General features: G+C 69.5%; 24 protein-coding genes. 9 read left to right on the top strand and 15 right to left on the bottom strand.

Features of this window, described 5'->3' with window-relative positions; all coding sequences use genetic code 11:
* Positions 1 to 390: 390 nt before the first annotated feature.
* From WA670_RS16895 to WA670_RS16885, 3 genes are read right to left on the bottom strand one after another with little or no spacing between them, the layout of a single operon-like run.
* On the bottom strand, positions 391 to 885 hold the full coding sequence (locus WA670_RS16895) for an SRPBCC family protein (protein ID WP_037811858.1): 495 nt from the start codon (positions 883 to 885) through the stop codon (positions 391 to 393).
* Entirely contained in the window at positions 882 to 1226 is a 345-nt protein-coding gene (locus tag WA670_RS16890; RefSeq protein WP_134669912.1) for an ArsR/SmtB family transcription factor, read from the bottom strand. Before WA670_RS16890 ends, WA670_RS16895 begins: the two co-directional genes overlap by 4 nt.
* A 30-nt stretch (positions 1227 to 1256) precedes the next feature.
* Positions 1257 to 1847: a helix-turn-helix domain-containing protein gene (locus WA670_RS16885; protein ID WP_238607935.1), complete on the bottom strand. Its 591-nt coding sequence runs from the start codon at positions 1845 to 1847 to the stop codon at positions 1257 to 1259.
* Positions 1848 to 1937: 90 nt separating this feature from the next.
* Between WA670_RS16885 and WA670_RS16880 the strand changes: the two genes are divergently transcribed.
* Positions 1938 to 3884 carry a methyltransferase domain-containing protein gene (locus WA670_RS16880; protein ID WP_336158251.1) on the top strand — a complete coding sequence of 649 codons (1947 nt, stop codon included), beginning with the start codon at positions 1938 to 1940 and terminating at the stop codon, positions 3882 to 3884.
* Between the two features lie 165 nt (positions 3885 to 4049).
* Here WA670_RS16880 and WA670_RS16875 read toward each other — a convergent pair whose 3' ends face one another.
* On the bottom strand, positions 4050 to 4376 hold the full coding sequence (locus tag WA670_RS16875) for a putative quinol monooxygenase (protein ID WP_134669914.1): 327 nt from the start codon (positions 4374 to 4376) through the stop codon (positions 4050 to 4052).
* Between the two features lie 56 nt (positions 4377 to 4432).
* Here WA670_RS16875 and WA670_RS16870 point away from each other — a divergent pair, with 56 nt between their 5' ends.
* From WA670_RS16870 to WA670_RS16860, 3 genes are all read left to right on the top strand, one after another.
* Positions 4433 to 4870, top strand: coding sequence for a MarR family winged helix-turn-helix transcriptional regulator (locus tag WA670_RS16870; RefSeq protein ID WP_134727803.1), 438 nt, complete (start codon positions 4433 to 4435; stop codon positions 4868 to 4870).
* 52 nt (positions 4871 to 4922) lie between these two features.
* Positions 4923 to 5477: a dihydrofolate reductase family protein gene (locus tag WA670_RS16865; RefSeq protein ID WP_134669916.1), complete on the top strand. Its 555-nt coding sequence runs from the start codon at positions 4923 to 4925 to the stop codon at positions 5475 to 5477.
* A 119-nt stretch (positions 5478 to 5596) separates the two neighbouring features.
* Positions 5597 to 6577: a chitinase gene (locus tag WA670_RS16860; RefSeq protein ID WP_205670315.1), complete on the top strand. Its 981-nt coding sequence runs from the start codon at positions 5597 to 5599 to the stop codon at positions 6575 to 6577.
* Between the two features lie 57 nt (positions 6578 to 6634).
* On the opposite strand, the gene WA670_RS16855 is transcribed toward WA670_RS16860, so the two are convergent.
* From WA670_RS16855 to WA670_RS16835, 5 genes are all read right to left on the bottom strand, one after another.
* The gene (locus WA670_RS16855; RefSeq protein WP_336158250.1) at positions 6635 to 7396 is read right to left on the bottom strand and encodes an HAD family acid phosphatase; all 762 of its coding nucleotides are present in this window, start codon (positions 7394 to 7396) and stop codon (positions 6635 to 6637) included.
* A gap of 23 nt (positions 7397 to 7419) precedes the next feature.
* A complete protein-coding gene (locus WA670_RS16850) occupies positions 7420 to 8628 on the bottom strand; it encodes a class I SAM-dependent methyltransferase (protein WP_336158249.1) in 1209 nt (402 codons plus the stop codon).
* 1 nt (position 8629) lies between these two features.
* On the bottom strand, positions 8630 to 9595 hold the full coding sequence (locus WA670_RS16845; protein ID WP_037811873.1) for a class I SAM-dependent methyltransferase: 966 nt from the start codon (positions 9593 to 9595) through the stop codon (positions 8630 to 8632).
* The gene (locus WA670_RS16840; RefSeq protein WP_009073917.1) at positions 9592 to 10371 is read right to left on the bottom strand and encodes an enoyl-CoA hydratase/isomerase family protein; all 780 of its coding nucleotides are present in this window, start codon (positions 10369 to 10371) and stop codon (positions 9592 to 9594) included. Before WA670_RS16840 ends, WA670_RS16845 begins: the two co-directional genes overlap by 4 nt.
* Positions 10372 to 10444: 73 nt before the next feature.
* The gene (locus WA670_RS16835) at positions 10445 to 11257 is read right to left on the bottom strand and encodes an ABC transporter ATP-binding protein (protein WP_037811875.1); all 813 of its coding nucleotides are present in this window, start codon (positions 11255 to 11257) and stop codon (positions 10445 to 10447) included.
* 282 nt (positions 11258 to 11539) lie between these two features.
* Between WA670_RS16835 and WA670_RS16830 the strand changes: the two genes are divergently transcribed.
* Together WA670_RS16830 and WA670_RS16825 are read left to right on the top strand one after the other, a co-directional pair.
* Complete coding sequence (locus WA670_RS16830; protein ID WP_037811876.1) at positions 11540 to 12085, top strand: cysteine dioxygenase; 546 nt, start codon at positions 11540 to 11542, stop codon at positions 12083 to 12085.
* Entirely contained in the window at positions 12082 to 12477 is a 396-nt protein-coding gene (locus WA670_RS16825) for a rhodanese-like domain-containing protein (protein WP_238607940.1), read from the top strand. The genes WA670_RS16830 and WA670_RS16825 overlap by 4 nt, the downstream gene beginning before the upstream one ends.
* 105 nt (positions 12478 to 12582) lie before the next feature.
* Here WA670_RS16825 and glgP read toward each other — a convergent pair whose 3' ends face one another.
* The gene (glgP, locus tag WA670_RS16820; RefSeq protein WP_336158248.1) at positions 12583 to 15126 is read right to left on the bottom strand and encodes an alpha-glucan family phosphorylase; all 2544 of its coding nucleotides are present in this window, start codon (positions 15124 to 15126) and stop codon (positions 12583 to 12585) included.
* 128 nt (positions 15127 to 15254) lie between these two features.
* Here glgP and WA670_RS16815 point away from each other — a divergent pair, with 128 nt between their 5' ends.
* The gene (locus WA670_RS16815; RefSeq protein ID WP_037811879.1) at positions 15255 to 16697 is read left to right on the top strand and encodes a neutral zinc metallopeptidase; all 1443 of its coding nucleotides are present in this window, start codon (positions 15255 to 15257) and stop codon (positions 16695 to 16697) included.
* 55 nt (positions 16698 to 16752) lie between these two features.
* On the opposite strand, the gene WA670_RS16810 is transcribed toward WA670_RS16815, so the two are convergent.
* Positions 16753 to 17673 carry a tetratricopeptide repeat protein gene (locus WA670_RS16810; RefSeq protein WP_199817577.1) on the bottom strand — a complete coding sequence of 307 codons (921 nt, stop codon included), beginning with the start codon at positions 17671 to 17673 and terminating at the stop codon, positions 16753 to 16755.
* A gap of 155 nt (positions 17674 to 17828) precedes the next feature.
* Here WA670_RS16810 and WA670_RS16805 point away from each other — a divergent pair, with 155 nt between their 5' ends.
* Positions 17829 to 18236 (top strand): hypothetical protein, encoded by a 408-nt coding sequence (locus WA670_RS16805; protein ID WP_336158247.1) that lies wholly within the window; start codon positions 17829 to 17831, stop codon positions 18234 to 18236.
* Between the two features lies 1 nt (position 18237).
* Here the strand turns inward: WA670_RS16805 and WA670_RS16800 are convergent, their stop codons facing one another.
* On the bottom strand, positions 18238 to 18543 hold the full coding sequence (locus tag WA670_RS16800) for a thiamine-binding protein (protein WP_043839187.1): 306 nt from the start codon (positions 18541 to 18543) through the stop codon (positions 18238 to 18240).
* Positions 18544 to 18614: 71 nt separating this feature from the next.
* On the opposite strand from WA670_RS16800, the gene WA670_RS16795 reads away from it, so the two are divergent.
* Positions 18615 to 19115, top strand: coding sequence for a MarR family winged helix-turn-helix transcriptional regulator (locus tag WA670_RS16795; protein ID WP_336158246.1), 501 nt, complete (start codon positions 18615 to 18617; stop codon positions 19113 to 19115).
* A gap of 51 nt (positions 19116 to 19166) precedes the next feature.
* On the opposite strand, the gene WA670_RS16790 is transcribed toward WA670_RS16795, so the two are convergent.
* The 3 genes from WA670_RS16790 to WA670_RS16780 form a co-directional block, all read right to left on the bottom strand.
* Positions 19167 to 19535, bottom strand: a complete 369-nt coding sequence (locus tag WA670_RS16790) for a DUF3817 domain-containing protein (protein ID WP_037811885.1) — start codon at positions 19533 to 19535, stop codon at positions 19167 to 19169.
* 314 nt (positions 19536 to 19849) lie between these two features.
* A complete protein-coding gene (locus WA670_RS16785) occupies positions 19850 to 22237 on the bottom strand; it encodes a GH92 family glycosyl hydrolase (RefSeq protein WP_134727799.1) in 2388 nt (795 codons plus the stop codon).
* 77 nt (positions 22238 to 22314) lie between these two features.
* Complete coding sequence (locus tag WA670_RS16780) at positions 22315 to 25572, bottom strand: GH92 family glycosyl hydrolase (protein ID WP_336158245.1); 3258 nt, start codon at positions 25570 to 25572, stop codon at positions 22315 to 22317.
* Positions 25573 to 25740: the final 168 nt, after the last annotated feature.

Here is a 25740-nt window from a genome sequence, read left to right as displayed (position 1 = left end):
GCGGGCGGCCCGCGAAATGCTCGACGACCCGCGCCACGGCGAGCAGCGAGCAGACAGCCGAACCGGCAACAAACCGCAGCCAGACAACGAAACCTGCGACAAGCAGCGCGGAAGAAGGAGGTGCGAAGGCAAGCAGCGGCCGCACAGTTGGGGCGGAAGGGAGCAGGTGAAAGGTGGGACGGAAGGGAGTAGGCGGAGGGCCCGGCGGTGTGGGCATGACCGCCGCCGAGACCGATTGCTGGGGAGCTCAGCCGGGCGTGGCGCGACCGTCGTGCTGGCACGGAAGAGCGACGACGCTGAGCATGGCTGGCTGAGCACGGGTTCAGGTTGTGCGTGCGCTCAGCCGGGCCAGGCTCCAGGGAGGAGAGTCAACGAGAAACAACCGCCGGCTCAATTCAGCGAAACCGCGACTTCTTCCAGTGCGTCCATCGACGTCTGCATTCCGCCCTCCATACCGGATTCCAGGATGGCGTCGCGGAGTTCCTTGGTGTGCGTTTCGGTCAGCATGGTCACTGTGGTGCGGCCGCCCGATTCGGCGAACGTCACGGTGACCACGGGAGCTTCCACATCCTCGGCACCGGGGGTTTCGTAGACCTCGGTGTGGACCAGGCGTTCGTTGGGCGTTATCTCTCGGTACTCGCCGTGAAAAGCGACCTCGAAATTGCCGTTCGCCAGCATCACGTAGCGCCATTGGCCGCCGACGCGCAGGTCGATGTCTACGGACGTCACGGTGCCCCCTTTGCCTGCCCACCAGCGTTTCACCAGCTCCGGCGTGGTCCAGGCGCGGTAGACGTGCTGCCGCGGGGCGGCGAAGTCGCGGGTGATCAGGATTTGGTCGTCAGCGGGCAGCGTCACCTTCGCGGTGCCGGTCGTCGTGTCGGTCATGGGGTTTCCTCCTCGGTCGTGTCCATTTCTTCCAGCACGGCGTCCAGCGAGGCGAACCGTTCCTCCCAGGAGCGTTCGTAGCGGCGTACCCAGTCGTGGATCGGTTTGAGGGCGCGGCCGTTCAGGCTGTAGAGGCGTTGCCTGCCCTCGTCGCGTACCTCGACTGCGCCTACCTCGCGCAGAACTCGCAGGTGCTTCGACACTTGCGGTTGGCCTAAGCCCAGCACGCGGACCAGGTCGTTCACTGGGCGTTCGCCCTCGGCTAGGACGTCCAGGATTTCCCGGCGCCGTGGTTCGGCGACGGCGTTGAAGACGTCCGCGGTGGTTGCTGCCCGTGCCATGCGGTAATCATATGCCGATATGGGTATGCGTCAAGAGGTTGGGCGGGCGCGGACGTGGAAGCGTTCTCCTTGCGGGCCGAACAGGGCCAGGACCTCGCAGACCTCGTCCCCCGCGTTGCCGAACCAGTGCGGGACGTGGGTGTCGAACTCGGCGACCTCGCCTGGTCGGAGGATCACGTCGTGTTCGCCGAGCATCAGACGCAGCTGTCCGGACAGGACGTACATCCACTCGTATCCCTCGTGGACCCGCTGGTCCGGAGGCTCGGGCGAACGTTCTGGCGGGAGGATCATCTTGTAGGCGCGCAGGCCGCCTGGGCGACGGGTGAGCGGCAGGTAGGTCCTGCCGTGCCGGACGAAGGGTTTCGGGTGCAGGCGCGGGTCGCCGGTCGGGGGTGCGCCGACCAGTTCGTCCAGCGGGACCTGGTACGCGCGGGCCAGGGCCAGCAGCAGCTCCAGGGTCGGTTTGCGCTGGCCTGCCTCGAGGCGGGACAGGGTGCTCACCGAGATGCCGGTCGTTTCCGAGAGGCCGGTCAGCGTCGCGTTGCGTTGTTTGCGCAGCGCGCGCAGCCTCGGGCCGACCGCGTGCAGGACGTCGCCCAGGTCCTGGTCGTCTTCGCTCATGCCGTTCAATTTGCCACTTCGGCAAAGAACTTTGTCAAGTCGGCGCGTTCTCCGGATAGTCCGTGGCACGGGGACTGACAGGAGGATCCAGTGGACGAGAAGTACGACGTGGTGGTGGTCGGCGGCGGTGCGGCCGGGCTCAGCGGAGCGGTGGCGCTCGCTCGGTCGCGGCGGTCGGTGCTGGTCGTCGATTCCGGCGAACCGCGCAACGCGCCAGCGGGACACGTGCACAACTATCTTGGCCGCGAGAGCACGCCGCCCGCCGAGTTGCTCTCGCTCGGGCGCGCGGAGCTGGCCGGGTACGGCGGCGAGGTCGTCGCAGCGACGGTGACCTCGGTTGCCAAGGGGGACAACGGGTTCGAGATCTCGCTGGCCGACGGGCGACGCACGCGCGCGCGGCGGGTGCTGGTCGCGACTGGTCTCGTCGACGAGCTTCCCGAGGTCGCCGGGCTGGCGGCGCGGTGGGGGCGCGACGTACTGCATTGCCCGTACTGCCACGGCTGGGAGGTCCGCGACCGGGCGGTCGGCGTGCTGTCGACCGGTCCGATGACCGTGCACCAGGCGTTGATGTGGCGGCAGCTGACCGACGACGTGGTCGTTTTCCGGCACACGCACGGGGATTTCGACGAGGCTCCGCTGCTGGCTCGCGGGATCCGGATCGTGGACGGGGCGGTCGCCGCAGTCGAGGCCGAGGGCGACCAGCTGACCGGGGTGCGGCTCGAATCGGGCGAGGTCGTGGCGCGCGAGGCGTTGGCGGTCGCGGCGCCGGCCAGGACGCGGGCGGACTTTCTCGCGCCGCTCGGGATCGAGCCGGAACCGGTGGAGTTCAACGGTTTCGTGATCGGCACGCGGGTTCCCGCGGACGCTGCCGGGCGGACGTCGGTGCCCGGTTTGTGGGTGGCGGGGAACGTCACGGACATGCGGGCGCAGGTCGTCGTTTCCGCCGCGGCTGGGTTGATGGCCGGGGCGGCGATCAATGGCGAACTGGTCGAGGAGGAGGCCGCGGAAGCCGTGCGGCTGCGGGAAATGCCGTTCTCGCATGAGATGGAGCGGGAGGTTGCGCGGGCTAACGAGCGCCTCGCCGAGGACCGGGAGGGCGTGCGAGCCGACGAGCGCCAAGCCGATGAGCGAGAGGTCGCGCGAGCCGACGAGCACCAAGCCGAAGACCGCGAGGGCGCACGGGTCAACGAGCTCCACACGCAGGACCGCGAAGGCGCACGAGCCGACGAGCGCCACGCCGAGGACCGCGAAGGCACGCGAGCCAACGACCACCAGACCGAGGAGCAGGAGGCCGCGCGAGCCATCGAGCGCCACGCCGAAGACCGCGAGGGTGCACGAGCCGACGAGCGCCACCCCGAGGACCGCGAGGGCGCGCGAGCCGACGAGCACCAAGCCAAAGACCGCGAGGGCGCGCGAGCCGACGCGCACCACGCGGAGGCACCGCCGTTCGATCGGGCCTCCTGGGAGGAGCGGTATCGCTCGCAGGACGGAATGTGGAGCGGACGGCCGAACGATCAGCTCGTGACCGAGGCTCGCGGTCTCGAGCCGGGGCACGCGCTGGACGCCGGTTGTGGCGAGGGTGGCGACGCGCTATGGCTCGCGCAGCAGGGTTGGCGCGTGACGGCGGTCGACTTCTCCACGACGGCCATCGAACGTGGACGCGTGCAGGCGGCGAAGCTCGGGGTCGCGGACCGGATCACGTGGGTTGCGGCGGATTTGGGCGAGTGGGTGCCCGAGTCGAAGTACGACCTGGTGACGTCGCATTTTCTGCACATTCCGTCGACGGCCCGTACCGCCGCGTTCGCGCGGCTCGCGGACGCGGTGGCTCCGGGCGGCACGCTGCTGGTGGTGGGGCACGACCCCGCGGATCATCACGCCGGGCGGCCGCACATGCCAGACATGATGTTCACGGCGGAGGAAGTGGCGGAGACGCTGGATCAGTCGTGGGCGTCGGTGGCCGCGGACAATCGTGAAAGGCCTGCGGTCGGGGCGGAGATGATGGTTCGGGACACCGTGCTGGTGGCTCGGAAGAGGTGACGGCTCCCCCGGTCTGGTTACGGGCAACCCTGCCAGACCGGGGGTTGGCCGCAGCTGGGTTGCTGAGGGGTGGCGTGAGGCAGCGCCGTCATGTCGGGGCGAGGTCGGCAGGGCTCGCGCGTCCGCATACAGAGGCGCCGGGGTCACCCGTTGACCCAGCATGAATCAGGCGTGGTGCACGGATTCCACGGTGCACAGGTGCGGATCGCTCTCGGCCAGGGCCAGGGCGGCGGACAGGTGGTCGCGGCATTCCGGGGCGGCGAGCATGGCCTGGAAATCCTCGGCGCTCGCCCACTGGGCGTAGTTCACCACGCGGGTGCCGTCGGTGCTCGCGTGGATGTTCGCGGACACGAAGCCGGGCCGGTGGCGGATGACCTCTTCCGTCGCCGTCGTCAGGACCTCGACGAGGGCTCGCTGCTTTTCCGGGGCGACAGTGAAGACGTTCACCAGGGTGGCGACGTCGGCGTCGGTGCTGATGGTGGTGAGCGGCATCGGATTCTCCCTATGACAGGTTCCTGACAATGGCCATTATGTGTAAGGTTCCTGTCATGAGTCAAGAGACGACGCGGCGGCCGGGGTACCTCGTGAAGCGGGTGCAGCAGGCGTTCCGGCAGGCGTCCGACGAGCTCTTGCGGCCGATCGGGCTGTCGATGGCGCAGTACGCGGTGCTGGCGGCACTGGCGGAGAACCCGGGAGCGTCGTCGGCTGAACTCGCGCGGCATTGCTTCGTGACGCGGCAGTCGTTGCGGGACGTCCTGGCCGGGCTGAAGACGGCCGGGCTGGTCGCGGTTGCCGAGGAAGCGTCGACCGGGCGGGCGCGGCCGGTGCGGCTCACGGCGTCCGGCGAAGACCGGTTGAAAGAGGCGCATCGGCTGGTCGACCAGGTCGAGGAGCGGATGCTCGCCGGGATGCCGGAGGACGAGCGGCATCGGCTGGCTGAGCTGCTGAGCATCTGTTCGGAGAACCTGACGCCAGGAGACCGATGAGTTTTCGCTGCCCTGCCGGTCTACCTCGTTATTGAGCACACGAGGAGGACTCATGGGCAAGGTGTTGTGGCACGTCGCGATGTCGCTGGACGGGTTCGTCGCCGCGGACGGGCATGCGATGGACTGGATGTCGGGCGTGCGTGTCACGCCGGGGGTGCACGAGGAATCCATCGCGCGGATCGGGGCGATTCTGGGCGGACGGCGCGGGTTTGACGCGCTCGTCGCCCGCGTGCCCGGGGAGGTCGCCAGGCAGCCGTATGGCGGAGCGTGGAGCGGGCCCGTTTTCGTGCTCACCCATCATCCGGAGGACGCTCCGGCCGAGGACGGGGTGACGTTTCTCGGCTGCGACGTCCGGGAGGCGGTCGAGATCGGGCTCGCGGCGGCCGGCGGGAAGGATCTTGAGCTGCACAGCCAGGATATCGCGCGGCAATGCGTTGAGCTGGGGATTCTCGACGAGTTCCAGGTGCATCTCATGCCGGTGATGCTGGGCTCCGGGGTGCGGCTGTTCGACAATCCGGGCGGGAAACCGGTTCGGTGGGACCGGGTGCACGACGGGGATCCGGCGCTGGCGGTCGACCTGCGGTACCGGCTCGCCGCGCGACGCTGAATCCCGGTCAGCGGGACGGATCGGCCTACTAATGGCGTATGGCCTCCACGGGGTTATTGGTCTATACCATTTGGACAGGGGTTTACCGCCCCTCGGTCCTCACCGTGGAGGTTCCACCTATGCGTCTCCCCTCCCCCCGGAAACTGGCGGCCGCGCTCGGCGGGTTGCTGGCCGTAGCCGGACTCGCGGCGCCGCCGAGCACCGCGGCCGCGGCGAGCGGCTCGTCGATCGCGCTCGCGCCCTATGTGGACATGGGCGCGTGGCCGTCGCCTGTGCTGTCTTCGATGTCCCAGCAGAGCGGCATCAAGAGTTTCACCCTCGGCTTCGTCACCGGAGCTGCTTGCAAGGCCAGCTGGTTCGCTGCTTACGACCCGCGCCAGGGCTGGCAGTCCGACGAAATCGCGAAGATCCGCGCGGCGGGCGGAGACGTCAAGGTCTCGTTCGGCGGTGCGTCCGGCGTCGAGCTCGCGCAGGCGTGCGGGGACGTCAATTCGCTGGTCGGCGAGTACGAGGCGGTGATCAAAGCCTACGACCTCAAGTACATCGACGTGGACATCGAGGGCGCGGCGGTCGCCGACCCGGGTTCGATCAAACTTCGTTCGCAGGCACTGAAAAAGGTGCAGGACGACAATCCCGGGCTCAAGATTTCCCTGACGCTGCCGGTGCTTCCGACCGGGCTCACGTCGGACGGGCTGAACGTCGTGACCTCGGCGCGGGACGCGGGCGTCAATCTCGACCTGGTGAACGTCATGGCGATGGACTACTACCAGGGCTCCGGCGACCAGGGTGCCAAGGCGATCCAGGCGGCGCGATCCACGCAGGCGCAACTGAAATCGGCGCTCGGACTGTCCGATGCGGACGCTTGGCAGAAGGTCGGGCTCACGCCGATGCTCGGCGTCAACGATTCGCAGAACGAGATCTTCTACCCAAAGGACGCCAGCGCCGTGGTCAGCTTCGCGCAGAGTGTCCACCTGGGAATGCTGTCGTTCTGGGAACTCGGCCGGGACGCGAACGCGTGCAGCGGGCCGCTGTACCGGTGCACGAACATTTCCCAGCAGCCGTACGAATTCTCGAAGATCTTCGCCGGGTATTCCGGCTGAGGAGAAACGGAGCAGCCCGGGCCCGGCGCGGGACCCGGGCTGCTTCCGGCAAGGAACTCAGGGCAGGTAGTACATCGGGTTCGGCAGCTTCACCGGGCGGTCCGCGTAGCCGCCTTCGAGGTCGCTGAACTGGTCGCCGAGGTTGAGCACGATGTGCGCGCCGGTCGACTGGATGTGCGCGCGGGTGCCCGATTTGTACTGGACGGTGGTGCAGGTCAGCCCGCACGGCAGATAGTCCGGCGGGGTGGTCTTCGGCTTGAAGTACGCGCCGGCCGGGGTCGGGTAGCCCTCGTTGGCGAGGTTCTTGAGCGACTGCGGGCCCTGCTTGTCGTTGCGGCCGGTCAGGAAGTAGATCCGCACCCCGCGGTCGGCGGCCCACTTCGCCAGTTCCAGCACCGGCTTGTTGGCCTCGAACGTGCCGTCGTCGATGGCTTTCTGCTGCTTCACCGGGTCGAAGCCGAAGTCGTTGTCGGCTTCCCAGCCGTAGGTGATCTCGGACGTGTCGTCCACGTCGAGCACGATCGCCGGGTTCTTCACCTTCCCGAGCTTCTGCTGCAGGTACCGCTTCGCGTCGGCGACCACGCGCTTGGTGTCGGTGACGAACCGGCTGGTTTCGGAGTAGTGGTGCTTGCCGGACGCGTCGAGCCAGTCCCCGTAGTACGCCTTGACGTCGTTCTTCACCTGGCCGATGTTGGCCGGTTCGCGGCCGTGCGCGGCAGTGACGGCGTCGGACCCGGCCAGCGCGGTCGCGCCGCCTGCGACGGTGGCTCCGATGGCCGCGGCGGCGGCCAGTTTGACGAGAGCGGGAAAACGAGACACAGCGACCCTCCAGTGATGATGCGTCAACCCGCAGAACTTACGCCGCGTTCCCCGGCTTGGGAACCCTCCATCGGGATGCGCTCGGCGCGGCACACGAACGCCACCGGCGACCGGCCGATCCGCGTCAGCACCACAGTGGACCCTTCGCGACCGCGCGGTTTCAGCTTGCGACGCAAGGCGTCCGGGTCTACGTCGAGGCCGCGGACGAGGATCTCCAGCCGTCCGACGTCGAGCTTCTTCAACGCCTGTCCGAGCGTCTTTTCCCGGTACGGCAACTGTTCGAGCACCCGGAAGGCACGAACTCCGGGCGGCGGCGTGTCGCCGGTGAGGTAGGCGATGCGTTCGTCCAGTTGCCACAAGCCGTGCCGCGCCGCGTAATGCCGCACGAGCCCGGCTCGGACGACCGCGCCGTCCGGATCGACCAGCCACTCCCCCGCCGCCCGCACAGGAATGTCGTCCGGTTCCGCGTCAGTGAGAGTCCACTGTGTACCGTCCGAACGCAACACTGTCGCGCGGCGGGTGACCCCGGACGAGAGCCCGCGCCACAGGCAGGCTTCGCGGACTTGGCCGTCGAGCGACACGAGTTCGACCTCGTCCGCCCACGGCGCGATGGAGAAATCCATGCCGGGCGCGCATTTCACCGACAGGATCCGGCCGGGATACGCGGCCACGAGTTCGTCGAGCGGCGGCAGGAAGTCGGCCGGACGCCACACCCGGCGACCCGCGGAGTCGCGGCGGGCGGGATCGGCGACCACTGCGGTGGCCCGGGAAATCGGCCGCAAGGCGTCGGCCCGGGCGATGAGCGGGGAAACTCCGGCAGCGGAAGCGTTGTGCTGAGCCATTTCCAGCCGTACGGGGTCCACATCGGACCCGACAGCCACCGAGGCGACGCGAGACAGTTCAACCAGGTCCGCGCCGACCGAGCAGGTGACGTCGTGCACCGGCAACCCCGCGAGCCGGGAAGCTCGATGCCGGGCCACTGGCGTAGCGCTCGCCTGCTGCAGGGCGTCGCCAGTGAACAGCCAATCTTCGGACGAAGCCAGTTTCAGAACCGATTTATGCCGCAGCGCAACGGTTTCCAGCACCGGGGAAGCGTGCTCCCCGGCCAGGCGACGAGCGGTCGTGACGTCCGCGATCCGCGAACCGTCCAAAGCGGAGCACTCGGCGAGCGCCGCCCGTCCCGCGCCGGAGCGCAGGAAGGCGACGTCGTCGAGCGTGAAACTGTAGGGCAATTCAGGACGGCCGCTTGGTCCCGGTGATCATCACGTTGTAGAACAGCTCGCGCGGCAGCACCTTCGACAGCAGCTTCTTGTCCAAAGCGGACAGCCGCAGCCACAGGTGGTAGGCGAACAGCCGCCAGCGCACGGTGAGCTTCTCCTGCGGCACCGCGGCCTCGAAGGTGCGGATCGGCCAGCCGGCCAGCGCCGCCGAGAACTCCTCGGTGACCGCGCGGACGTCCTGGGCGCCGGCGCCGCGCGCCATCGCTTCCAGCTCCGACGGGTCGAAGGTGTGGATGTCGACCACAGCCTCCAGCGCCGCCGCGCGCGAGGATTCGTCCAATTCGGACTGCGGACGCCGCCAGCCGCTCAGCGCGGGCAGCTTGGTGATGTTCGTGGTCAGGTACCAGGTGAGCTGGCCGAGGCGGCGCGCGTAGCGGTCGCCGATTTTCGTCGGCTCGCCGGCGAACACGAACCGCCCGCCCGGCTTGAGCACGCGCAGCACCTCGCCGAACGCCTGGCGCACGTCCGGGATGTGGTGCAGCACCGCGTGCCCGACCACGAGGTCGAACGTGTTGTCGTCGTACGGGATCCGCTCCGCGTCGGCGACCCGGCCGTCGACGTCGAGGCCGAGGCCCTCGGCGTTGCGCAGCGCGACCTGCACCATGCCCGGCGACAGGTCGGTGACCGAACCCTTCTTCGCGACGCCGCCCTGCATCAGGTTCAGCAGGAAGAAGCCGGTGCCGCTGCCCAGTTCCATCGCGTGCTGGTACGGCTGGCCGTCGTCGCCCGCCACCGCGTTGAACACGTCGGTGGCGTAGGAGATGCAGCGCTCGTCGTAGGAAATCGACCACTTCTCGTCGTACGTCCCGGCTTCCCAGTCGTGGTAGAGGACGTTCGCGAGCTTCGGGTCGGCGTAGGCCGCCTTGACCTCGTCTTCGGTGGCGTGCGGGTTCGGCGCCGGGTCGGACACGGAAGTCACTTCCCCTCGAAACTGGCCTTGCCGGGGCCGTTGTCGATGAACGACTGCATGCCGTTCTTCTGGTCCTCCGTCGCCCACAGCGCGGTGAACAGCTGCGTCTCGATCTTGAGGCCGGTGGCCAGGTCGACGTCGAGGCCGGAGTCGATCGCGGTCTTCGCCGCGCGCAGTGCCACCGCCGGGCCGTTCGCGAACTGCGAGGCCCACTTGTGCGCCGCCGCGTACACGTCGTCCGGGGCCACGACCTCGTCGACGATGCCGAGCTTGAGCGCCTCTTCGGCCTTCACGAACCGGCCGGTGAAGATCAGGTCCTTGGCCTTGCTCGGGCCGATCAGCCGGGTCAGCCGCTGCGTGCCGCCCGCGCCGGGGATGATGCCGAGCTGGATCTCCGGCTGGCCGACCTTCACGTTGTCGCCGGCGATCCGCCAGTCCGCGGTCAGCGCCAGTTCGAGGCCGCCGCCGAGGGCGTAGCCGGTGATCGCGCAGACGACCGGCTTCGGGATGTTCGCGACCCGGGCGAGCGACGCGGTCAGCTCGGCGCCGAACTTCGCGATCTCCGGGTACGTGCGGGACGCCATCTCCTTGATGTCCGCGCCGCCGGCGAAGGTCTTCTCGCCGCCGTAGAGGATCACCGCGCGCACGTCGTCGCGGTCGGACGCCTCGCGCGCGGCCTCGGCGAGCTCGGCCTGCACCTGGTTGTTCAGCGCGTTGACCGGCGGCCGGTCCAGCCGGATCGTGCCGACCCCGCCCTCGACCTCCAGGGTTACGAACTCTCCCACGCGAACTCCTCCTCGTTAACGGCGTTGACGCAGCGCCAGCAGGCTACCGGCCGGTAAGGCCAACCTAGCCGACCTACCTGCGGCGGGCGAAGAACCGCTCGCCCGAACGCTGCAGCACCAGGTCCTGGTCGAACGTCTTGGACAGGTTCTCGCTGGTGATCACGTCGTCCACCAGCCCGGACACCACCGCGCGGCCCTCGCGCAGCAGCAGCGCGTGGGTGAAGCCCGGCGGGATCTCCTCGACGTGGTGGGTGACCAGCACCATCGCCGGCGCGTCCGGGTCCATCGCGAGCACCGACAGCCGGGCCACGAGGTCCTCGCGGCCGCCGAGGTCGAGGCCCGCGGCGGGCTCGTCGAGCAGCAGCAGCTCCGGGTCGGTCATCAGCGAGCGGGCGATCAGCACGCGCTTGCGCTCGCCCTCGCTCAGCGTGCCGAACGTGCGCTCGGCCAGGTGCGCGATGCCGAGCGTGCCGAGCAGTTCGGTCGCCCGGTCGAGGTCCATCCGGTCGTACTGCTCGCGCCAGCGGCCCATCACCGCGTACCCGGCGCTGACCACGACGTCGCCGACGAGCTCGTCGCCGGGCACGCGCTGGGCGATCGCGGCGGAGGTGAACCCGATGCGCGGGCGCAGGTCGAAGATGTTCACCTTGCCGATCCGGTCGCCGAGCAGGTCGACAGTGCCGGAGGTGGGGTGCAGTTCGGCGGCGGCCAGGCGGAGCAGGGTGGTCTTGCCGGCCCCGTTCGGCCCGAGCACCACCCATCGCTCGTCCAGCTCGACCGCCCAGTCGAGGGCCGCGAGGAGGTCGTTTCCGGTACGGCGGACGCCGACACCGGACATCCGCACGACGAGGTCGTCAGGATCGCTGGGCAGGATCGGCTCGCTCACGAGCCCATTGTGGCGGTCGCCCGGGCACCGACTCGCACCCGCCCGGGGCTAACGGCGCGCCGGGCGTCCAGCCGCTGGGACGAGCGGCCGTGATCGCGTGGCTGTGGCAGCATCCCCGGCATGTCCAGGTCCGCGCGCCCCGTGTTGTGGCGCCGTCGCGCGATCGACCTGCTCCTGGTGGCTTCCAGCGGATGTAGCCGGGCGCGGCACGCACGCTGATCCTCCGTCGGCGTGCCGCGCTGCCTCGCGTCCCGGCACCGACTCATTCCAGGAGCACCCGCGTTGACCACGTCCATCGTCCGTCCGGAAATCGAAATCCACCCCCAGCTGACCGATCCGCTGCTGCCCGAGTTGCTGCACCCGTCGCGGCTGCTGTGGACGCCGCGCGAGCTGGTCGACCTGACCCGCACGGTCACCACCGAACTGACCACCAGCCTGCGCGACGTCCTGCGCTTCGACGAGGACCGGCGCTGGTGGGCGCGCCTCGCGCTGACCGACGGCGTCGAACTGTGGCTGCTGTCGTGGCTGCCCGGCCAGGCCACGAAGCCGCACGACCACGGCGGCGCGTCGGGTTCGTTCACCGTGCTGCAGGGCGAACTCGGCGAGGAGTACCGCTACCCCGGCGGCCCGGTGCGCCGCCGCACGCACCTCGCGGGCCAGGGCATCGGCTTCGGAGCGGGGCGCGCGCACCAGGTGCTCGGCGTCGGCAGCGAACCGGCGGCCAGCGTGCACGCCTACTCGCCGCCGCTGGTGCCGACGCGCGAGTACACGAGCCTCGCCGACGTGCCGAACGAGATCCCGCCGCTTCCTGCCATTGTGCGGTCATGAGCGCACTTGATGGTTTCCTCGCCGCCGCCCGGTCCACGCTGGACCGGGCGGACCCGGCGCGCGCCGCCGAATTGCAGGCCGACGGCGCGCTGATCGTCGACATCCGGCCGTACGCCAACCGGGTCGCCGAGGGCGAGATCCCCGGCTCGGTGGTGGTCGAGCGGATCCACCTGGAGTGGCGGCTGGCCCCGGAAAGCGAGTGGCGGCTGCCGGGGGTTTCGGCGGAGACGGTCGCGGTGGTGGTGTGCAACGAGGGGTACGCGTCGAGCCTGGCCGCGGCGGATCTGCAGCGGCTGGGGCTGGCGCGGGCTACGGATCTGGTGGGCGGGTTCCGGGCTTGGGCGGCGGCTGGGTTGCCGGTGCGGGAAGGCGGAACCCCGGCGGTCGATTGAGCTGGGTCGCGAGCGCCCCAATGTGGCATTGGGTGCGTCCCACGCACCGAACGCCACATTGGGTGCGTCAGATGCACCCAATGTGGCATTGGGGCGCGAGCGGGCTCAGGCGAGCACGACGCGCGCCAGTTCCGCCGGACTAGCCAGCAGCGGATGCTTCGGCAGCACCCGCACCGTGTAGCCGACCGAGCCTGCTCGTGGCAGGCGCAGGGTCGCGGCGAACGCGCCGATTCCGTCCGGTGTCATCGGGACCTGTACCGCGTCCGCGAGTTCGTCCCCGTCGCCGACCTGGCCCACTACGGCTTGGATGTCCACTTCGGACGGTTCGAGGCCGGCCAGGTCGATCCGGGCGCGGATGGTGACCTCGGTGCCCACCACGAGGCGTTCGGTGTGGTCGTACTGGAGTTCGGCGTCGAAGATCCGCACGCGCGGCCACGCGACTTCCAGTTTGGTCCGGTAGTCCGCCAGCGAAAGCGCGCCCTGGTGGCCGTTGTCGGTGGCGGCGGCGACCATCCTCGATGCGGGCAGGTAACCGGAATCCACGTACTCGCGCACCATTCGCGACGCCTGCACTCGCGGGCCCAGCGTTTCGAGCGTGTGCCAGACCATCGCGAGCCAGCCGGTCGGCACGCCGTCCTCGCCGGTGTCGTAGTAGAGCGGCGCGATCTGCTGGCCGAGCAGGTCGTACAGCGCCGCGGCTTCGAGGTCGTCGCGGCGGAGCGGGTCGGTGACGCCGTCCGCGGTGGGGATGGCCCAGCCGTTCGAGCCGTCGTAGCACTCGTCCCACCAACCGTCCTTGATGGACAGGTTCAGGCCGCCGTTGAGCGCCGACTTCATCCCGGACGTGCCGCACGCTTCCAGCGTCCGCACCGGGTTGTTCAGCCACACGTCGCAGCCGCGGTAGAGGTAGCGGGCCATCGACATGTCGTAGTCCGGCAGGAAGACGATGCGGTGGCGCACCGCGGGATCGTCGACGAACCGCACGATCTGCTGGATCAGCTGTTTGCCGTTCTCGTCGGCGGGATGCGATTTGCCGCCGATCACGATCTGGATCGGGCGCTTCTCGTCCAGCAGCAGCGCGCGCAGCCGGTCCGGGTCGCGCAGCATCAGCGTGAGCCGCTTGTACGTCGGCACGCGGCGGGCGAAGCCGACGGTCAGCACGTCCGGGTCGAAGACGCGGACGGTCCAGCCCAGTTCCAATGCTGACGCGCCGCGCTGCATCCACGCCGCCCGCACCCGCCGCCGGACCTCGCCGACCAGCTTCCCCCGCAGTTCCCGGCGCAGTTCCCACAGCTGCTGGTCGCTGACGCCGTCGCGCAGCGAACTGTCCGGCGTGCGGCCCTCGTGGCCGAACTCCTCGTGGTTGCCGCCGAGCAGCGCGCTCAGCTCGCGCGCCACCCAGGTCGGCCCGTGCACGCCGTTGGTGATGGACGCGATCGGCACCTCGGCGTCGTCGAAACCGGGCCACAGGCGGGAAAACATCCGGCGCGTGACGCGGCCGTGCAGCTTGGAGACGCCGTTCGCCCGTTGCGCCAGCCGCAGTCCCATGTGCGCCATGTTGAACAGGCCGGGGTTGTCCTCCGCGCCGAGTTGCAGCACGCGGCGGACGTCGACGTCCGGGACGAGCCTGCCGTCGGAGAAGTACCGCTGCACGAGGTCGACCGGGAAGCGGTCGATGCCCGCGCTGACCGGCGTGTGCGTGGTGAACACGGTGCCGGCGCGGACCGCGGGCAGCGCCTCGTCGAAGGCGAGACCGTCGGACTGGATGATCTCGCGGGCACGCTCCAGCCCGAGGAATCCGGCGTGGCCCTCGTTGGTGTGGAACACCTTCGGCTGCGGATGCCCGGTCAGCTCGCAGAACTTCCGCACCGCGCGGAACCCGCCGATGCCGGCCAGGATCTCCTGCCGGATCCGGTGGTCGGCGTCGCCGCCGTACAGCCGGTCGGTGACCGAGCGGAGGTCCTCGTCGTTGGCCTCGATGTCGGTGTCGAGCAGCAGCAGCGGGATCCGGCCGACGCGCGCCCGCCACATCTGCGCGCGCAGGTCGCGTCCGCCGGGCATGGCGACCTCGACCAGCACCGGGCGGCCGTCCTCGGTGACCAGCTCCAGCGGGAAGGCGTTCGGGTCGATCACCGGGTAGTGCTCGACCTGCCAGCCGTCCAGCGACAGGCCCTGGCGGAAGTAGCCGGACCGGTACAGCAGGCCGACGCCGACCATCGGGACGCCGAGGTCCGAGGCCGCCTTGAGGTGGTCGCCGGCGAGCACGCCGAGGCCGCCGGAGTAGTTCGGCAGCGCCTCGGTGACCCCGAATTCCATCGAGAAGTACGCGACCGCCTGCGGAAGGCCGTCGTCGGTGCGCCGCTGGTACCAGCGCGGTTCGCTGAGGTAGCGCTCCAGCCCGGCCGCGGCCTCGCGGGTGCGGTTCAGGAAGTCCTCGTCCTTCGCCAGTTCCTCGAGCCGCTCCGGCGGCAGCGCGGTGAGCATGCGCAGCGGGTCGCGGATCTTGTTGAACAGTTCGGCGTCCATCGAGGCGAACAGGTCGCGCGTCGGCGGATGCCAGGTCCAGCGAAGGTTGGTCGCGAGTGCCCCGAGCCCGGCGAGCGGCTCGGGCAGGCTGGCACGGACGGTGAACCGGCGGACTGCACGCATGGTCAGCGACGATATCCGGCCCGCTTCGCCCGCGCTCGCACCCCACTTCGGGGATTGCCGCCACGTTCCGCCATCCGGGTCAGTAATGTCCCGGTTCGTTGTCGGACGCGGATGGGGAACGAGGGAACATGAGCCGAGGGGGACGCCGGTACGCGCTGGTCGCGCTGGTCGCGGCGACCGTGCTGGGAACAGCCGCGTGCGGGGACAAGACTCCGGCGGCGACGCCGGGAGCCGGGAACGTCGCCGGCCTGCCGGTCACGCACTTCGAGAGCGGGCTGCGGACCGACGCGCCGCGGCCGGACCTGCGGGTGCGCAACGCCAGCGGCGGCGAGGACGACCAGCTCGCCACCGCCGCGATCGCGGACGTGCAGGCGTACTGGACCGAGGCGCTGCCCGCGGAGTTCGGCGGCAAGCGGTTCGAGCCGGTCAAATCGCTGCTGTCCTACGACTCGAAGCACGACACCGAGGACACCGCGTGCGGCAGCGTCAAGCAGCTGGTGAACGCGTTCTACTGCGCGGGCGACGATTCGGTGGCCTGGGACCGCGGCGTGCTGCTGCCGATGCTGCGCAAGCGGTTCGGGCCGATGTCGGTGGTGACCGTGCTGGCGCACGAGTTCGGCCACGCGATCCAGTACCGGCTCGGGGCGACCGCGGGGATTTCGAAGTCGACGCCGACGGTGGTGAAGGAGCAGCAGGCGGACTGCTTCGCCGGCGGGTACTTCCGGTGGGTCGCCGAGGACAAGAGCAAGTTCTACCGGGTGTCGACCGCCGAGGGGCTCGACCAGATCATGGCGGCGATGTTCTTCATCCGCGACCAGGCCGGGACCAGCGCGACGGACCGGCAGGCGCACGGCACGGCCTTCGACCGGACGTACGCGTTCCAGGCCGGGTTCGAGAAGGGGCCGAAGGAATGCGCGGCGATGAACGCGCAGAACGTGCAGAAGCGGTTGACCGAGCGGCCGTTCGACTCGGGCGACAAGGGCAAGGGCGACGCCCCGTTCGACGAGCAGCGGGTGGCGAAGCTGAAGGGCAGCCTCGACGAGGCGTTCCGGGAAGCGGGCGTGCAGGGGCCGCAGTTCCGGGCCGGGTCGGGCAGCTGTCCCGGCGGGCCGAGCACCCCGCCCGCGTCTTATTGCCCCAACGACAACACGGTGGTTTTCGACCAGCGGGCGCTGGAGAAGCTGGCCGAGCCGGTGGACCAGGAAGCCGAGATGGCCGGCCGGCCTGGGGGCGGGCTGGGCGACTTCGCCGCCTTCGCCGAGCTGGCGTCGCGGTACGCGATCGGGGTCCAGAAGGGCGTGGGAGCGTCGATCGACACACCCAATGCCGGGTTGCGCACGGCTTGCCTCGTAGGGGCTTGGGCGGCGTTCTCGAACCACCCGACCGGCGAGGTGCGGCTGAAGCTGTCGTCCGGCGACCTGGACGAGGCGATCGCGGATCTGCTCCGGCCGGACGGGCTGGTGTCGGCGAACGTGAACGGGGAGCGGCCGGACAGCGGGTTCGACCGGGTCGAGGCGCTGCGGCGGGGCTATCTCGAGGGGTCGTCTTCCTGCTCGAAGCAGTACCCCTGAGCCAGACAGAAAAAGGGCCGCACCGGAACGCTCCGGTGCGGCCCTTTTCGTCAGCTCAGAACAGGGCGCTCGCCAGGTCGCGGCGGGCCTTCGCGACGCGCTCGTCGGCCGGGTCGAAGAGTTCGAACAGGGCGACCAGGTGTTCGCGGACGCGGTTGCGGTCGTCCCCGGCGGTGCGGCGGACGACGTCGACCAGGCGGCGGAACGCGCCTTCCACGTCCTGTTCCGCGATGTCCAGGTCGGCGGCCGCGAGCTGGGCGTCGATGTCCTTCGGGTCGGCCTCGGCCTTCTCGCGGGCGCTCGGGTCGGCGGCTTCGGCGCGGGCGGTGAACTTGACCTGGGCCAGCGCGTTCTTCGCCAGCTCGTTGGCCGGTTCGGCGTCCAGGATGCGCTCGTACGCGGCCTGCGCGGCGGCGTAGTCGCCCTGCTCGAAGGCTTCCTCCGCCTCGGTGAAGCGCGGGTCTTCCGGCTCCTCGACCGGACCGCGGGCCTCTTCGGCGGCGCGGATGCCGGGCAGGCGGTCGCGCAGCGCGTCGAGCAGGGAGTTCAGCCACTTGCGGATCTCCGGCTCCGGCAGCGCGCCGGAGAAGGCGTCCACCGGCTGGCCGCCCGCGATCGCGACCACGGTCGGGACCGACTGCGCGCCGAACGCCTGCGCGATGCGCGGGTTCGCCTCGACGTCGACCTTCGCGAGCACCCAGGCGCCGCCGCTCTCGCCGGCCAGCCGCTCCAGCACCGCGGTCAGCTGCTGGCACTGTTCGGAGAACCCGGCCCACAGGTCGACGACCACGAGCTGGTTGAGGGAGAGTTCGACGACGGACTGGAAGGTCGCCTCGGTGACCTCGAGCACCGTGTCCGACGGAGGCGCGGACGTGCCGCCCGGCTGTCCCGCCCCCGAAGGCGGCTGGTTCCGGGACGCCTCCGCCCTGGCTTTGAGCGCGGACAGGTCGACCGCGCCGGACAACGCGGCGGACATGGCCGCTGAGTTCGCTGCAGATCCGCGTGGGTGTGTCACGCCCTCCATCCTGGCACGCCTCGCCGCGAGAGTTCAGCAGCAGCCCCGAGGTTCGCTTTTGGCATACGCACTCCGCTGAGGCATGCTCTGCGCGAGGACAACGAGGAGGCCGCAGGATGCTCAGCCGGCGCAACGTCACGGTGGCCGCGGCCGTCGTGGTCGCGGTGGCGTGGATCGCCAGCATCACGGCGACCGTCGCGCACCAGGACCCGCCCGGCGCGGCGTCCCCGCCGGAACTGCGCACGGAGCTGACCGCGGCGCTGAGCGGGCGGGACGCGGACGCGCTCGCCGGGCTCTTCGACGTCCCCGGCTCCGGCGGCGACGACCTCGCCAAGGACTACGTCAGCGTCCTCAAGGACGGCAACGCGCACGACATCTCCGTGCGGCTCGCGCCGGACGAGCGCTCGCCGACCGCGGCCGTCGTGCAGGGGAAGACCGGGACGGGCGAGCAGTTCAGCTACCGGCTCGCGGTGACCAGCGCCAAGGGACGCTGGACCGTCGCGTTCACGCCGCCGATTCCGTAGCTCAGTCCTCGCGCAGGTGCGCTTCCACGCGCTCGACCTTCGCGGTGAGCTGGCCGGAGTCGTAACCGGGGCGGATGTCGGCCTTCAGCACCAGCCCGACGCGCGCCGAGCCCTCCCCCGCGGCTTCCACCGCCTTCTTCACCACCGCCATCACGGAGTCCCAGTCGCCTTCGATCTCCGTGAACATCGAGCTGGTCGAGTTCGGCAGGCCCGATTCGCGCACCACCTTCACCGCGCGCGAGACGGCCTCGCTCACTCCGCCGTCCGGTTCCCCCGCCGAGGGGCTCACGCTGAACGCGACGATCATGCCGGATTCCTTTCGCTGTTCTCGCAGGGCGACCCCCACGACCGGGGTACCCGCTGGTAGCTTCGGTTGCCATGAACCGTCCGCTGCCGTTCGATCCGATCGCCCGTGCCGCGCAGCTGTGGGAAGACCGGATCGGCCCGGCCGGAACCATGGCCGCGGTCACCGGTGTGATGCGGGTGCAGCAGATCATCCAGTCGGCGGTCGACGGCGCTCTCAAGCCGCACGGCCTCACCTTCGCCCGCTACGAGGCGCTGGTGCTGCTCACCTTCTCCCGCAACGCGCGGCTGCCGATGCGGGTGATGGGCGAACGGCTCCAACTGCATCCCACCAGCGTCACCAACATAGTGGACCGGCTCGAGCGCGACGGGCTCGTGAAGCGCGTGCCGCATCCCACCGACCGGCGCACCACGCTCGTCGAGATCACCGACGAGGGGCGCGCGCTGCGGGAAACCGCCACCGCCGCGGTCACCGACATCGACTTCGGGCTTACTGGGCTCACCGAGCGGCAGGTGGAGCAGCTCACCGACCTGCTCACCAAGGTCCGCAAGTCCGCGGGCGATTTCACCTCGTAACGCACGAAGGGCCCGCGCGGTTCGCACGGGCCCTTCGGGAAAAGCGGAAGATCAGACGCCGACCGGCTCCTGCGCGCGGACGAAGAGGCCGACGCCGCCGTGGGTCAGCCGCTGCGGGCCGTCCAGCTTGCCGTTGCGCAGGGCCCACTTCTCGAACAGCCAGGTGAACAGCGGCGGAATGCTCGCGAGCAGCGCCAGCACCAGGGTCTTGCCGCGCCAGCCCAGCGGCTTGGCCACGGACAGGGAGACGATCACGTACAGGGCGAAGACGACGCCGTGCACCATGCCGAGGACGGGCACGCCGCCCTCGTTAGACGCGTCGACGACGTACTTGAGAAACATCCCGATCAGCAAGCCGAGCCAGGACAGAGCCTCGGCGACTGCGGCCACGCGGAACACGAGAGCGGCCTTGCTGGACACGACATCCTCCTGTGCGTCACCCGGTGCGTGCTGACTGCACACACAAAAAACACGTCCGACGGACTGTCCAAGGCGGACGGAAACCGCCTGGCGTCAACAGCACTGTCGAACGGGTATGAGACCAGTGTGAGGCGTGACCGGCCTCACCGGAACACCGGGGCCCGTGACTCTGGTCACGAGCAATCGCGGCAAAGGTCCGAACCAATTCCGGACGAGAGCCGGAAACAGGCGGGAAATGCCCGGTTAACGGGAAAGGCCGCCTCCCGATCCCAGGATCCGGGAGGCGGCCTTCACTTACCGTCCACGTGCGAACACTAACCGGCACAAGGAGAAGGCGGCGCGGAGGAGGGTGACGTTCCCCACGTGGCCTTCGGCGCGTCGGCGGTCAGCGCGAAGTCCAGAGTGGACCCGCGGCGCAGTTGTTCGAGGCTGACGAACGTTTTGTCCGACGCCGTGCCGTTGACGCGCAACCCGGAGACGTACTGCAATTGCGCCCCGTTCGCGCCGCGCGCGTTGATGGTGAAGTCGCGGCCGTTCGGCAGGTGCACTACCGACTTGGCGAACCGCGGCGCGTTCAGCACGAAGTTGCCGGTGCCCGGAACGGCCGGGTAGAGGCCGAGCGCGCTGAAGACGTACCAGGCGGACATGGTGCCGAGGTCGTCGTTGCCGGTGACGCCGTTGGGAGCGTTCGTGAACAAGGTGTGCGCGGCCCGCACCACCGCGGAGGTCTTCCACGGCTGCCCGGTGAGCGTGTACATCCACGGCGAGTGCAGATCGGGCTCGTTGTTGGGGTTGTAGCGGAACTGCTTGTAGTAGTCGTACGGGCCGACGACCCACTTCTCGTGCGCGGTCTTCGCCGGGTCCTTCACCAGGTCGTCGTAGGCGAAGAAGTCGTCGAGCCGCTTGCCCGCGTTGGCCGCGCCGCCCATCTTCGCGACCAGGCCGGGCACGTCCTGCTGCACCAGCCACTGGTACTGCCAGGCCGTGCCCTCGTGGAAGCCGTCCTGGCCTTGCGGGCTGTACGGGCCGTCAGCCGGGGTGTACCAGCTGCCGCCGGTGACCTTCGGGCGGAAGTAGCCGGTGAAGCCGCGGTCGGTCACGGACGGATCCCACAGCGTCGCGTACGTCCGGCCCTTGGCGGCGAGTTGCTTCGCGTCTTGCTTGCGGCCGAGCGCGGAGGCCATCACCGAGAGGGAGCAGTCGGCGAGGGCGTATTCCAGCGTCGCGGACGCGCCGTGTGCCGGATCGGTGTCCTGGCCCTTTTTCGGGAAATTCGGGTCGTATTGGACGAATCCGTCGGCCTGGTAGCTCGCGTTGCCGGAACGGCCTTGGAACGGCGACGACGCGGGCGGGATCTCGGTCGAATTCTGCAGCAGTGCTTGGTAGGCGTGCATTTCTTCGCCGCTCAGCGCGCCGAACCGCCACAGGTCGACCAGGAACGGCGTGACCGGGTCGCCGGTCATCGTGTTCGTTTCCTGGCTCGCGTACGCCCAGCGCGGGAGCCAGCCGCCTTGGTCGTGGATGGCGAGGATGCTCTTCGCGATGTCGCGGGCGCGGTCCGGTTTCAGCAGCGCCAGCAACTGGTTCTGCGAGCGGTAGGTGTCCCAGAGGGAGAAGAAGTCGTAGTACGTCCAGCCGATCGCGCGGTGGATCTTCTTGTCGAAGCCGTAGTACCGGCCGTCGGCGTCGTTCGCGGTCAGCGGTTGCAGGAAGGCGTGGTAGAGCGAGGTGTAGAAGACCGTGCGGTCGTCCGGGGTGCCGCCGGTGATGTCCACACTGGACAGTTCGCGTCGCCAGTCTCGCTGGACGTCCTTCTTCACTGCGTCGAACGGACGGACGCGCGAGGCGGCGAGGTTCGTGTCCGCACCGCGAGCGTCCACTTGGGAAATCGATGTGGTGGCAGTGACTTGGCCGCCCTTGGGGAAGGTCAGCCACGCGCCGCGCAGGCCCGCGCCGCCTTGTGCCGAGCGGCTGCCGGGCGTGCCGCCGTCCGGCGACCACGTGCCGTACGAGGAGAACGGCTGGTCGAATTTCGTGGTGAAGTAAGTGGTGTAAGGCTTGCCACCGCAGAAAGCCTGCGATTCGACGGTGCCCGCGATGGTGTGGTCGTCGACGATCCGGACGCTGCTGCCGCTGACCGGTTCCTTCGCGTTGGCCTGCCCGACATTGACGAAAACGTTGGCCGGGCCGGATTTGTCGAAGGAATACCGTTCGACGCCGCTGCGGGTACTGGCGGTGGTTTCGACGTCGATGCCGCCGTAGCCGGTGAGATGCACCTTGTAGTAGCCGGGTTTGCCGACTTCGCCTTCGTGCGTGTACGGCGCGGCGTACTTGGCTTGGTCGAAGGTCGCCGGCTTGCTGGTGTCGAACGCCGCGCCCGGGCCGATGTCGCCGGTGGTGGGCAGCATGGACACCAGGCCGCCCTGTTCCCAGCAGCCCGCGCCGGACAGGAAGAAGTGCCCGAAGCCGCGGATCGCGGTGTCGGTGTACAGGTATCCGGCGTAGTGCGTGGTGATCGGGCTGGACTGGACCATGCCGAACGGCGCGGACGCACCGGGGAAGGTGTTGCCCTCGTCCTGGGTGCCGATGAACGTGTTCACCGCGTCCAGCGGATCGGCCGGACGCGCCTGTGCCGCGACCGGCGTCAGCGCGGCCGCGACCACGGCGAGCGCCGTCGCGCCCGCCACAACTCTGCTCCTCATGAGACTCCTTGGAAAAGTCCGCAGAAGAGGCTCCCCGCGGGAATTCCCGCCGGGAGCCCTTCTGCGGAACGAGTGGATCAGCCCGCGGCGATGGCGAACACGTGCAGGGAGCCGCCGCTGACGCCGCTCGGCAGCGTCACGCTCGCGACGGTTTTGCCCGCGTCCAGCGTGATCGGCGCGGTGGCGAACACCATCGTGCGGATCTGCTGCGGGTCGCCGCCCGCGGAATTGCGGTACGGCGTGGACAGGACGATCCGGTTGCCGAACGCCGGCTGCGCTCCGCCGCCGCCGAGAGTCCAGTCCGAGAATCCGATGGTGGCAGTGGACTTGCTGCCGTCGGTGTAGGTGACGGTGAGCGTGCCTTGCGCGTTGCCGTTGCTGGCGGAGCCGAGCAGCGCGAGCCGTCCCGAACCGGACAGGTTGATCGTCTGTCCCGAGGCCACGACGTTGTCCGGGTCGCCGACCGGGAACGACGGCCAGGTGAAGTTCAGCCCGTCGCTCGACACCGTGCTGCCCGGCTTGGCGCCGGCCTTGGCCAGTGCGTCCGCGGAGTAGCTCCAGCCACCGCCGTCGAAGTTCCCGGCCGCCGAGTTGGAGTCCGGCGACAGCCCGGTGTTGTTCACCGTGGCCAGCCAGCTGTTCGGCTTCGCCACCAGGACGGTCAGCACCGCCTGGACGTCCGCGAGACCCGGCGAGGAGAAGGTGACCGGGATCCGGCGCGGACCGTCGGAGGTGCCCGCCGGAACGCTCACCGTCACGTCAGCGTGGCCCTTGCCCGCCGCGGGAACCTGGACGGAACCGGTCGCGGGGGTCAGCGTGATGCCGTCCGCGCTGCCCGCGGAGTAGGTCCAGGTCCTGGCGGTGCCGGACAGATCCTGCACGCCCACCGAAGCGGTCGAGGTCGTGCCAGCGGGCACCACCGCGCGTGCCGGGTCCACAAAGGACAGGCTCGGCTTCTCCTGTTCGCGGAACGACGGCGGCGCGTCAGCCGGAGCGGAACCCCACGCGGTCGCGGTCGTCGAGCGAGTGAAGTCCAGCTTGCCGCCCTGCGAGATCAGGCCTTCCGACAGCCACGCCTTGGTGGCCGTGCCGCCGTTCACCTTCAGGCCGCTGGTGTACTCGCCGGTGCCGGGAGCGTTGACGGTGATCTTCTTGCCCGCCCCGGTGGTCACCTCGGCGTGCGCGAAACGCGGCGTGGTCAGCACGGTTTCCGCGCGGCCCGGGATCTCCGGGTAGACGCCGAGCGCGGACCAGACGTACCAGGACGACATCTGCCCGAGGTCGTCGTTGCCGATCAAGCCTTCCGGACGCGGGTTGTACAGCTCGTCCATCGCCCGGCGCACGATGTTCTGCGTCTTCGCCGGAGCACCGGCGAACGAGTACACGTACGGCGCGTTCGAGTTCGGCTCGTTGCCCAGGAACGCGTACGGCTCATGGGTCCCGGCGTTCAGCTTCGTGAAGAAAGTGTCCAAACGCGACTGCGTGGCGGTGGTGCCGCCGAACGCGGTCACGAGACCGGCGAGGTCGTACGGGACCATCCAGTCGTACTGCGCGCCGTTGCCCTCGACCCAGCCCTGCGAGCTGGCCGGGTCGTAGTTCCCGGAGAACGAGCCGTCCGCGTTGCGCGGCTGCAGGTGTCCGCTGCCCGGGTTGTAGAGGTTCTGCCAGTACTGCGCGCGCTTCATGAACGTGGTGTACGTGGCGCTGTCGCCGAGCCGCTTCGCGAACTGGGCGATGGCGAAGTCGGCGCTCGTGTACTCCAGGGTGTCCGCCGCCGCGCCGGGCACGTAGCCGAGCCGCTGGTAGTCCTGCAGACCCGGCCGTTCGGTGTAGCCCTGCGTCGGCTGCGTCGCGCCCTTGATCATGAGCAGCAACGCTTTCTGCGCGTCGAAGTCACGCGCGCCGAACGCGTAGGCGCTGGAAACGATGATGTGGTACGGATCCCCGTTCATCACGCCGGTGTAGTCGTTCGCCACCGTCCAGCGGTCCCACGAACCGCCCTGTTCGGCGAAGGCCATCATCGAGCGCACGAGGTCCGAGGTCTGCTTCGGCGCGATCGTGGCCAGCAGCGGGACTTCGGAGCGGTAGATGTCCCAGCCGGAGATGTTGGTGTACATCGCGTGGCCGCGGTCGGCCTGGTGGATCCGGCCGTCGAAGCCTGGGTAGCGACCGTCCACATCGGAGAACACGTTCGGCTGGATCAGCGAGTGGTACAGCGAGGTGTAGAACGTCGTGGTGTCGGCGTCGCTGCCGCCGCTGACCTGGATCTTGCCGAGCTGGTCGTTCCACGCCTGCCGCGCGGACGCGGCCACCTGGTCGAACGACTTCTTGCCGTTGTTCTCCGCCTTCAGGTTCGCCTTCGCCCCGTCTACGGACACAAAGGACAGTCCGACCTGGACGTTGACCTGCGCGCCGTTGAGGTTCGGGAAGGTCACGTACCCGCCGCTGCCCGGTCCGCTGACCGTGGTGTCCTGTGGCTTGGCCTTCGCCGGGCGCGCCATCGAGGAACCGATGCCGTTGGGCTGGGCGACCTTCGCCCTGGCGCCGCCGGTCTCCGCGGTCTTGCCCGGCGTCACCGCGCCGTTCTTCCACGTCCCGACCGACTCGAACGGGGTGTCGAACTTCGCCGAGAAGTAGACCCGGTAGGAGTTCTTCGCGCCGCAGAACCGGCCGCTGGTCGCCCAGCCGCTGATGGTGTCCTTGCCGATGCTGATCGACGCGTCGTCGGTGCCGTTGACTGAGCCGGAAGTGTTGACCAGCAACGTCGACGCCGCGCCCGCCGGGTAGGTGAAGCGGCCAGAACCGGTGCGCTGGGTCGCGCTCAGTTCGACCTTCGCCCCGTTGTCGAGGGCGACGTCGTACGCGCCGGCCGTCGCGTGCTCGTTCTTGTGGTCGAAGGTCGAGGTGTAGTGGCCCGGATCGGTCGCGGGCGACGTGCTGATCTCGCCGACGTACGGCATGAACGGCAGGTCCTGATACGTGGTGCAGCCCGCGCCGGAAAGGTGCGTGAGGCTGAAGCCGGTGATCGTGTTGTCGTCGTAGAAATAGCCGCCCGGCTGGGATTTCTTCGTGTCCGGGCTCCACTGCACCATGCCGAACGGCGCGACCGCGCCGGGGAAGGTGTTGCCCGCGCCGCCGCCGGTCCCGTGGTCCGCGCCGCCGGGCCGGGTGCCGACGAACGGGTTCACCCACTTCGCCAGGTCAGCGGTCTTCGCGGCGTTCGCCCCGGTGTCGGCCAGTGCGGGGGCAGCGGGGGCCAAGGAGGCCCCAGTCGCCACGACCGCGGAAGTCAGGAAGATCAGTCCGGCTCTCCAGCGCGCTCGCGCCATCGCCATCGCCTCTCCAGTTGTCCGGCGCGAACCCGCCGTCACCGACCTCGAGGCATCGATGACAACCTTGTCGCGCACCGTCGATGCGGGCTACCTTCGGCAATGGCTCACCGGATCGTCAAGACCGCGGTGAGAGCCTGTCCGATTCGAGACAACGATGTCCACCATCCGCAC

Source organism: Amycolatopsis sp. VC5-11 (assembly GCF_037034185.1).
Taxonomy (GTDB): domain Bacteria; phylum Actinomycetota; class Actinomycetes; order Mycobacteriales; family Pseudonocardiaceae; genus Amycolatopsis; species Amycolatopsis nivea.
Note: the sequence above shows the minus strand (reverse complement) of the source record. Positions and strands in the feature narration are given on the sequence as shown.

Bases quoted from the DNA above. Each gene is read 5' to 3' on its own strand.
- WA670_RS16865 (WP_134669916.1), top strand. From the start codon at position 4,923: ATGGGCAAGGTGTTGTGGCACGTCGCGATGTCGCTGGACGGGTTCGTC.
- WA670_RS16870 (WP_134727803.1), top strand. From the start codon at position 4,433: ATGAGTCAAGAGACGACGCGGCGGCCGGGGTACCTCGTGAAGCGGGTG.
- WA670_RS16810 (WP_199817577.1), bottom strand. From the start codon at position 17,673: ATGTCCGCCGCGTTGTCCGGCGCGGTCGACCTGTCCGCGCTCAAAGCC.
- WA670_RS16795 (WP_336158246.1), top strand. From the start codon at position 18,615: ATGAACCGTCCGCTGCCGTTCGATCCGATCGCCCGTGCCGCGCAGCTG.
- WA670_RS16780 (WP_336158245.1), bottom strand. From the start codon at position 25,572: ATGGCGATGGCGCGAGCGCGCTGGAGAGCCGGACTGATCTTCCTGACT.
- WA670_RS16785 (WP_134727799.1), bottom strand. From the start codon at position 22,237: ATGAGGAGCAGAGTTGTGGCGGGCGCGACGGCGCTCGCCGTGGTCGCG.
- glgP (WP_336158248.1), bottom strand. From the start codon at position 15,126: ATGCGTGCAGTCCGCCGGTTCACCGTCCGTGCCAGCCTGCCCGAGCCG.
- WA670_RS16825 (WP_238607940.1), top strand. From the start codon at position 12,082: ATGAGCGCACTTGATGGTTTCCTCGCCGCCGCCCGGTCCACGCTGGAC.
- WA670_RS16875 (WP_134669914.1), bottom strand. From the start codon at position 4,376: ATGCCGCTCACCACCATCAGCACCGACGCCGACGTCGCCACCCTGGTG.
- WA670_RS16805 (WP_336158247.1), top strand. From the start codon at position 17,829: ATGCTCAGCCGGCGCAACGTCACGGTGGCCGCGGCCGTCGTGGTCGCG.
- WA670_RS16860 (WP_205670315.1), top strand. From the start codon at position 5,597: ATGCGTCTCCCCTCCCCCCGGAAACTGGCGGCCGCGCTCGGCGGGTTG.
- WA670_RS16890 (WP_134669912.1), bottom strand. From the start codon at position 1,226: ATGGCACGGGCAGCAACCACCGCGGACGTCTTCAACGCCGTCGCCGAA.
- WA670_RS16885 (WP_238607935.1), bottom strand. From the start codon at position 1,847: ATGAGCGAAGACGACCAGGACCTGGGCGACGTCCTGCACGCGGTCGGC.
- WA670_RS16815 (WP_037811879.1), top strand. From the start codon at position 15,255: ATGAGCCGAGGGGGACGCCGGTACGCGCTGGTCGCGCTGGTCGCGGCG.
- WA670_RS16895 (WP_037811858.1), bottom strand. From the start codon at position 885: ATGACCGACACGACGACCGGCACCGCGAAGGTGACGCTGCCCGCTGAC.
- WA670_RS16800 (WP_043839187.1), bottom strand. From the start codon at position 18,543: ATGATCGTCGCGTTCAGCGTGAGCCCCTCGGCGGGGGAACCGGACGGC.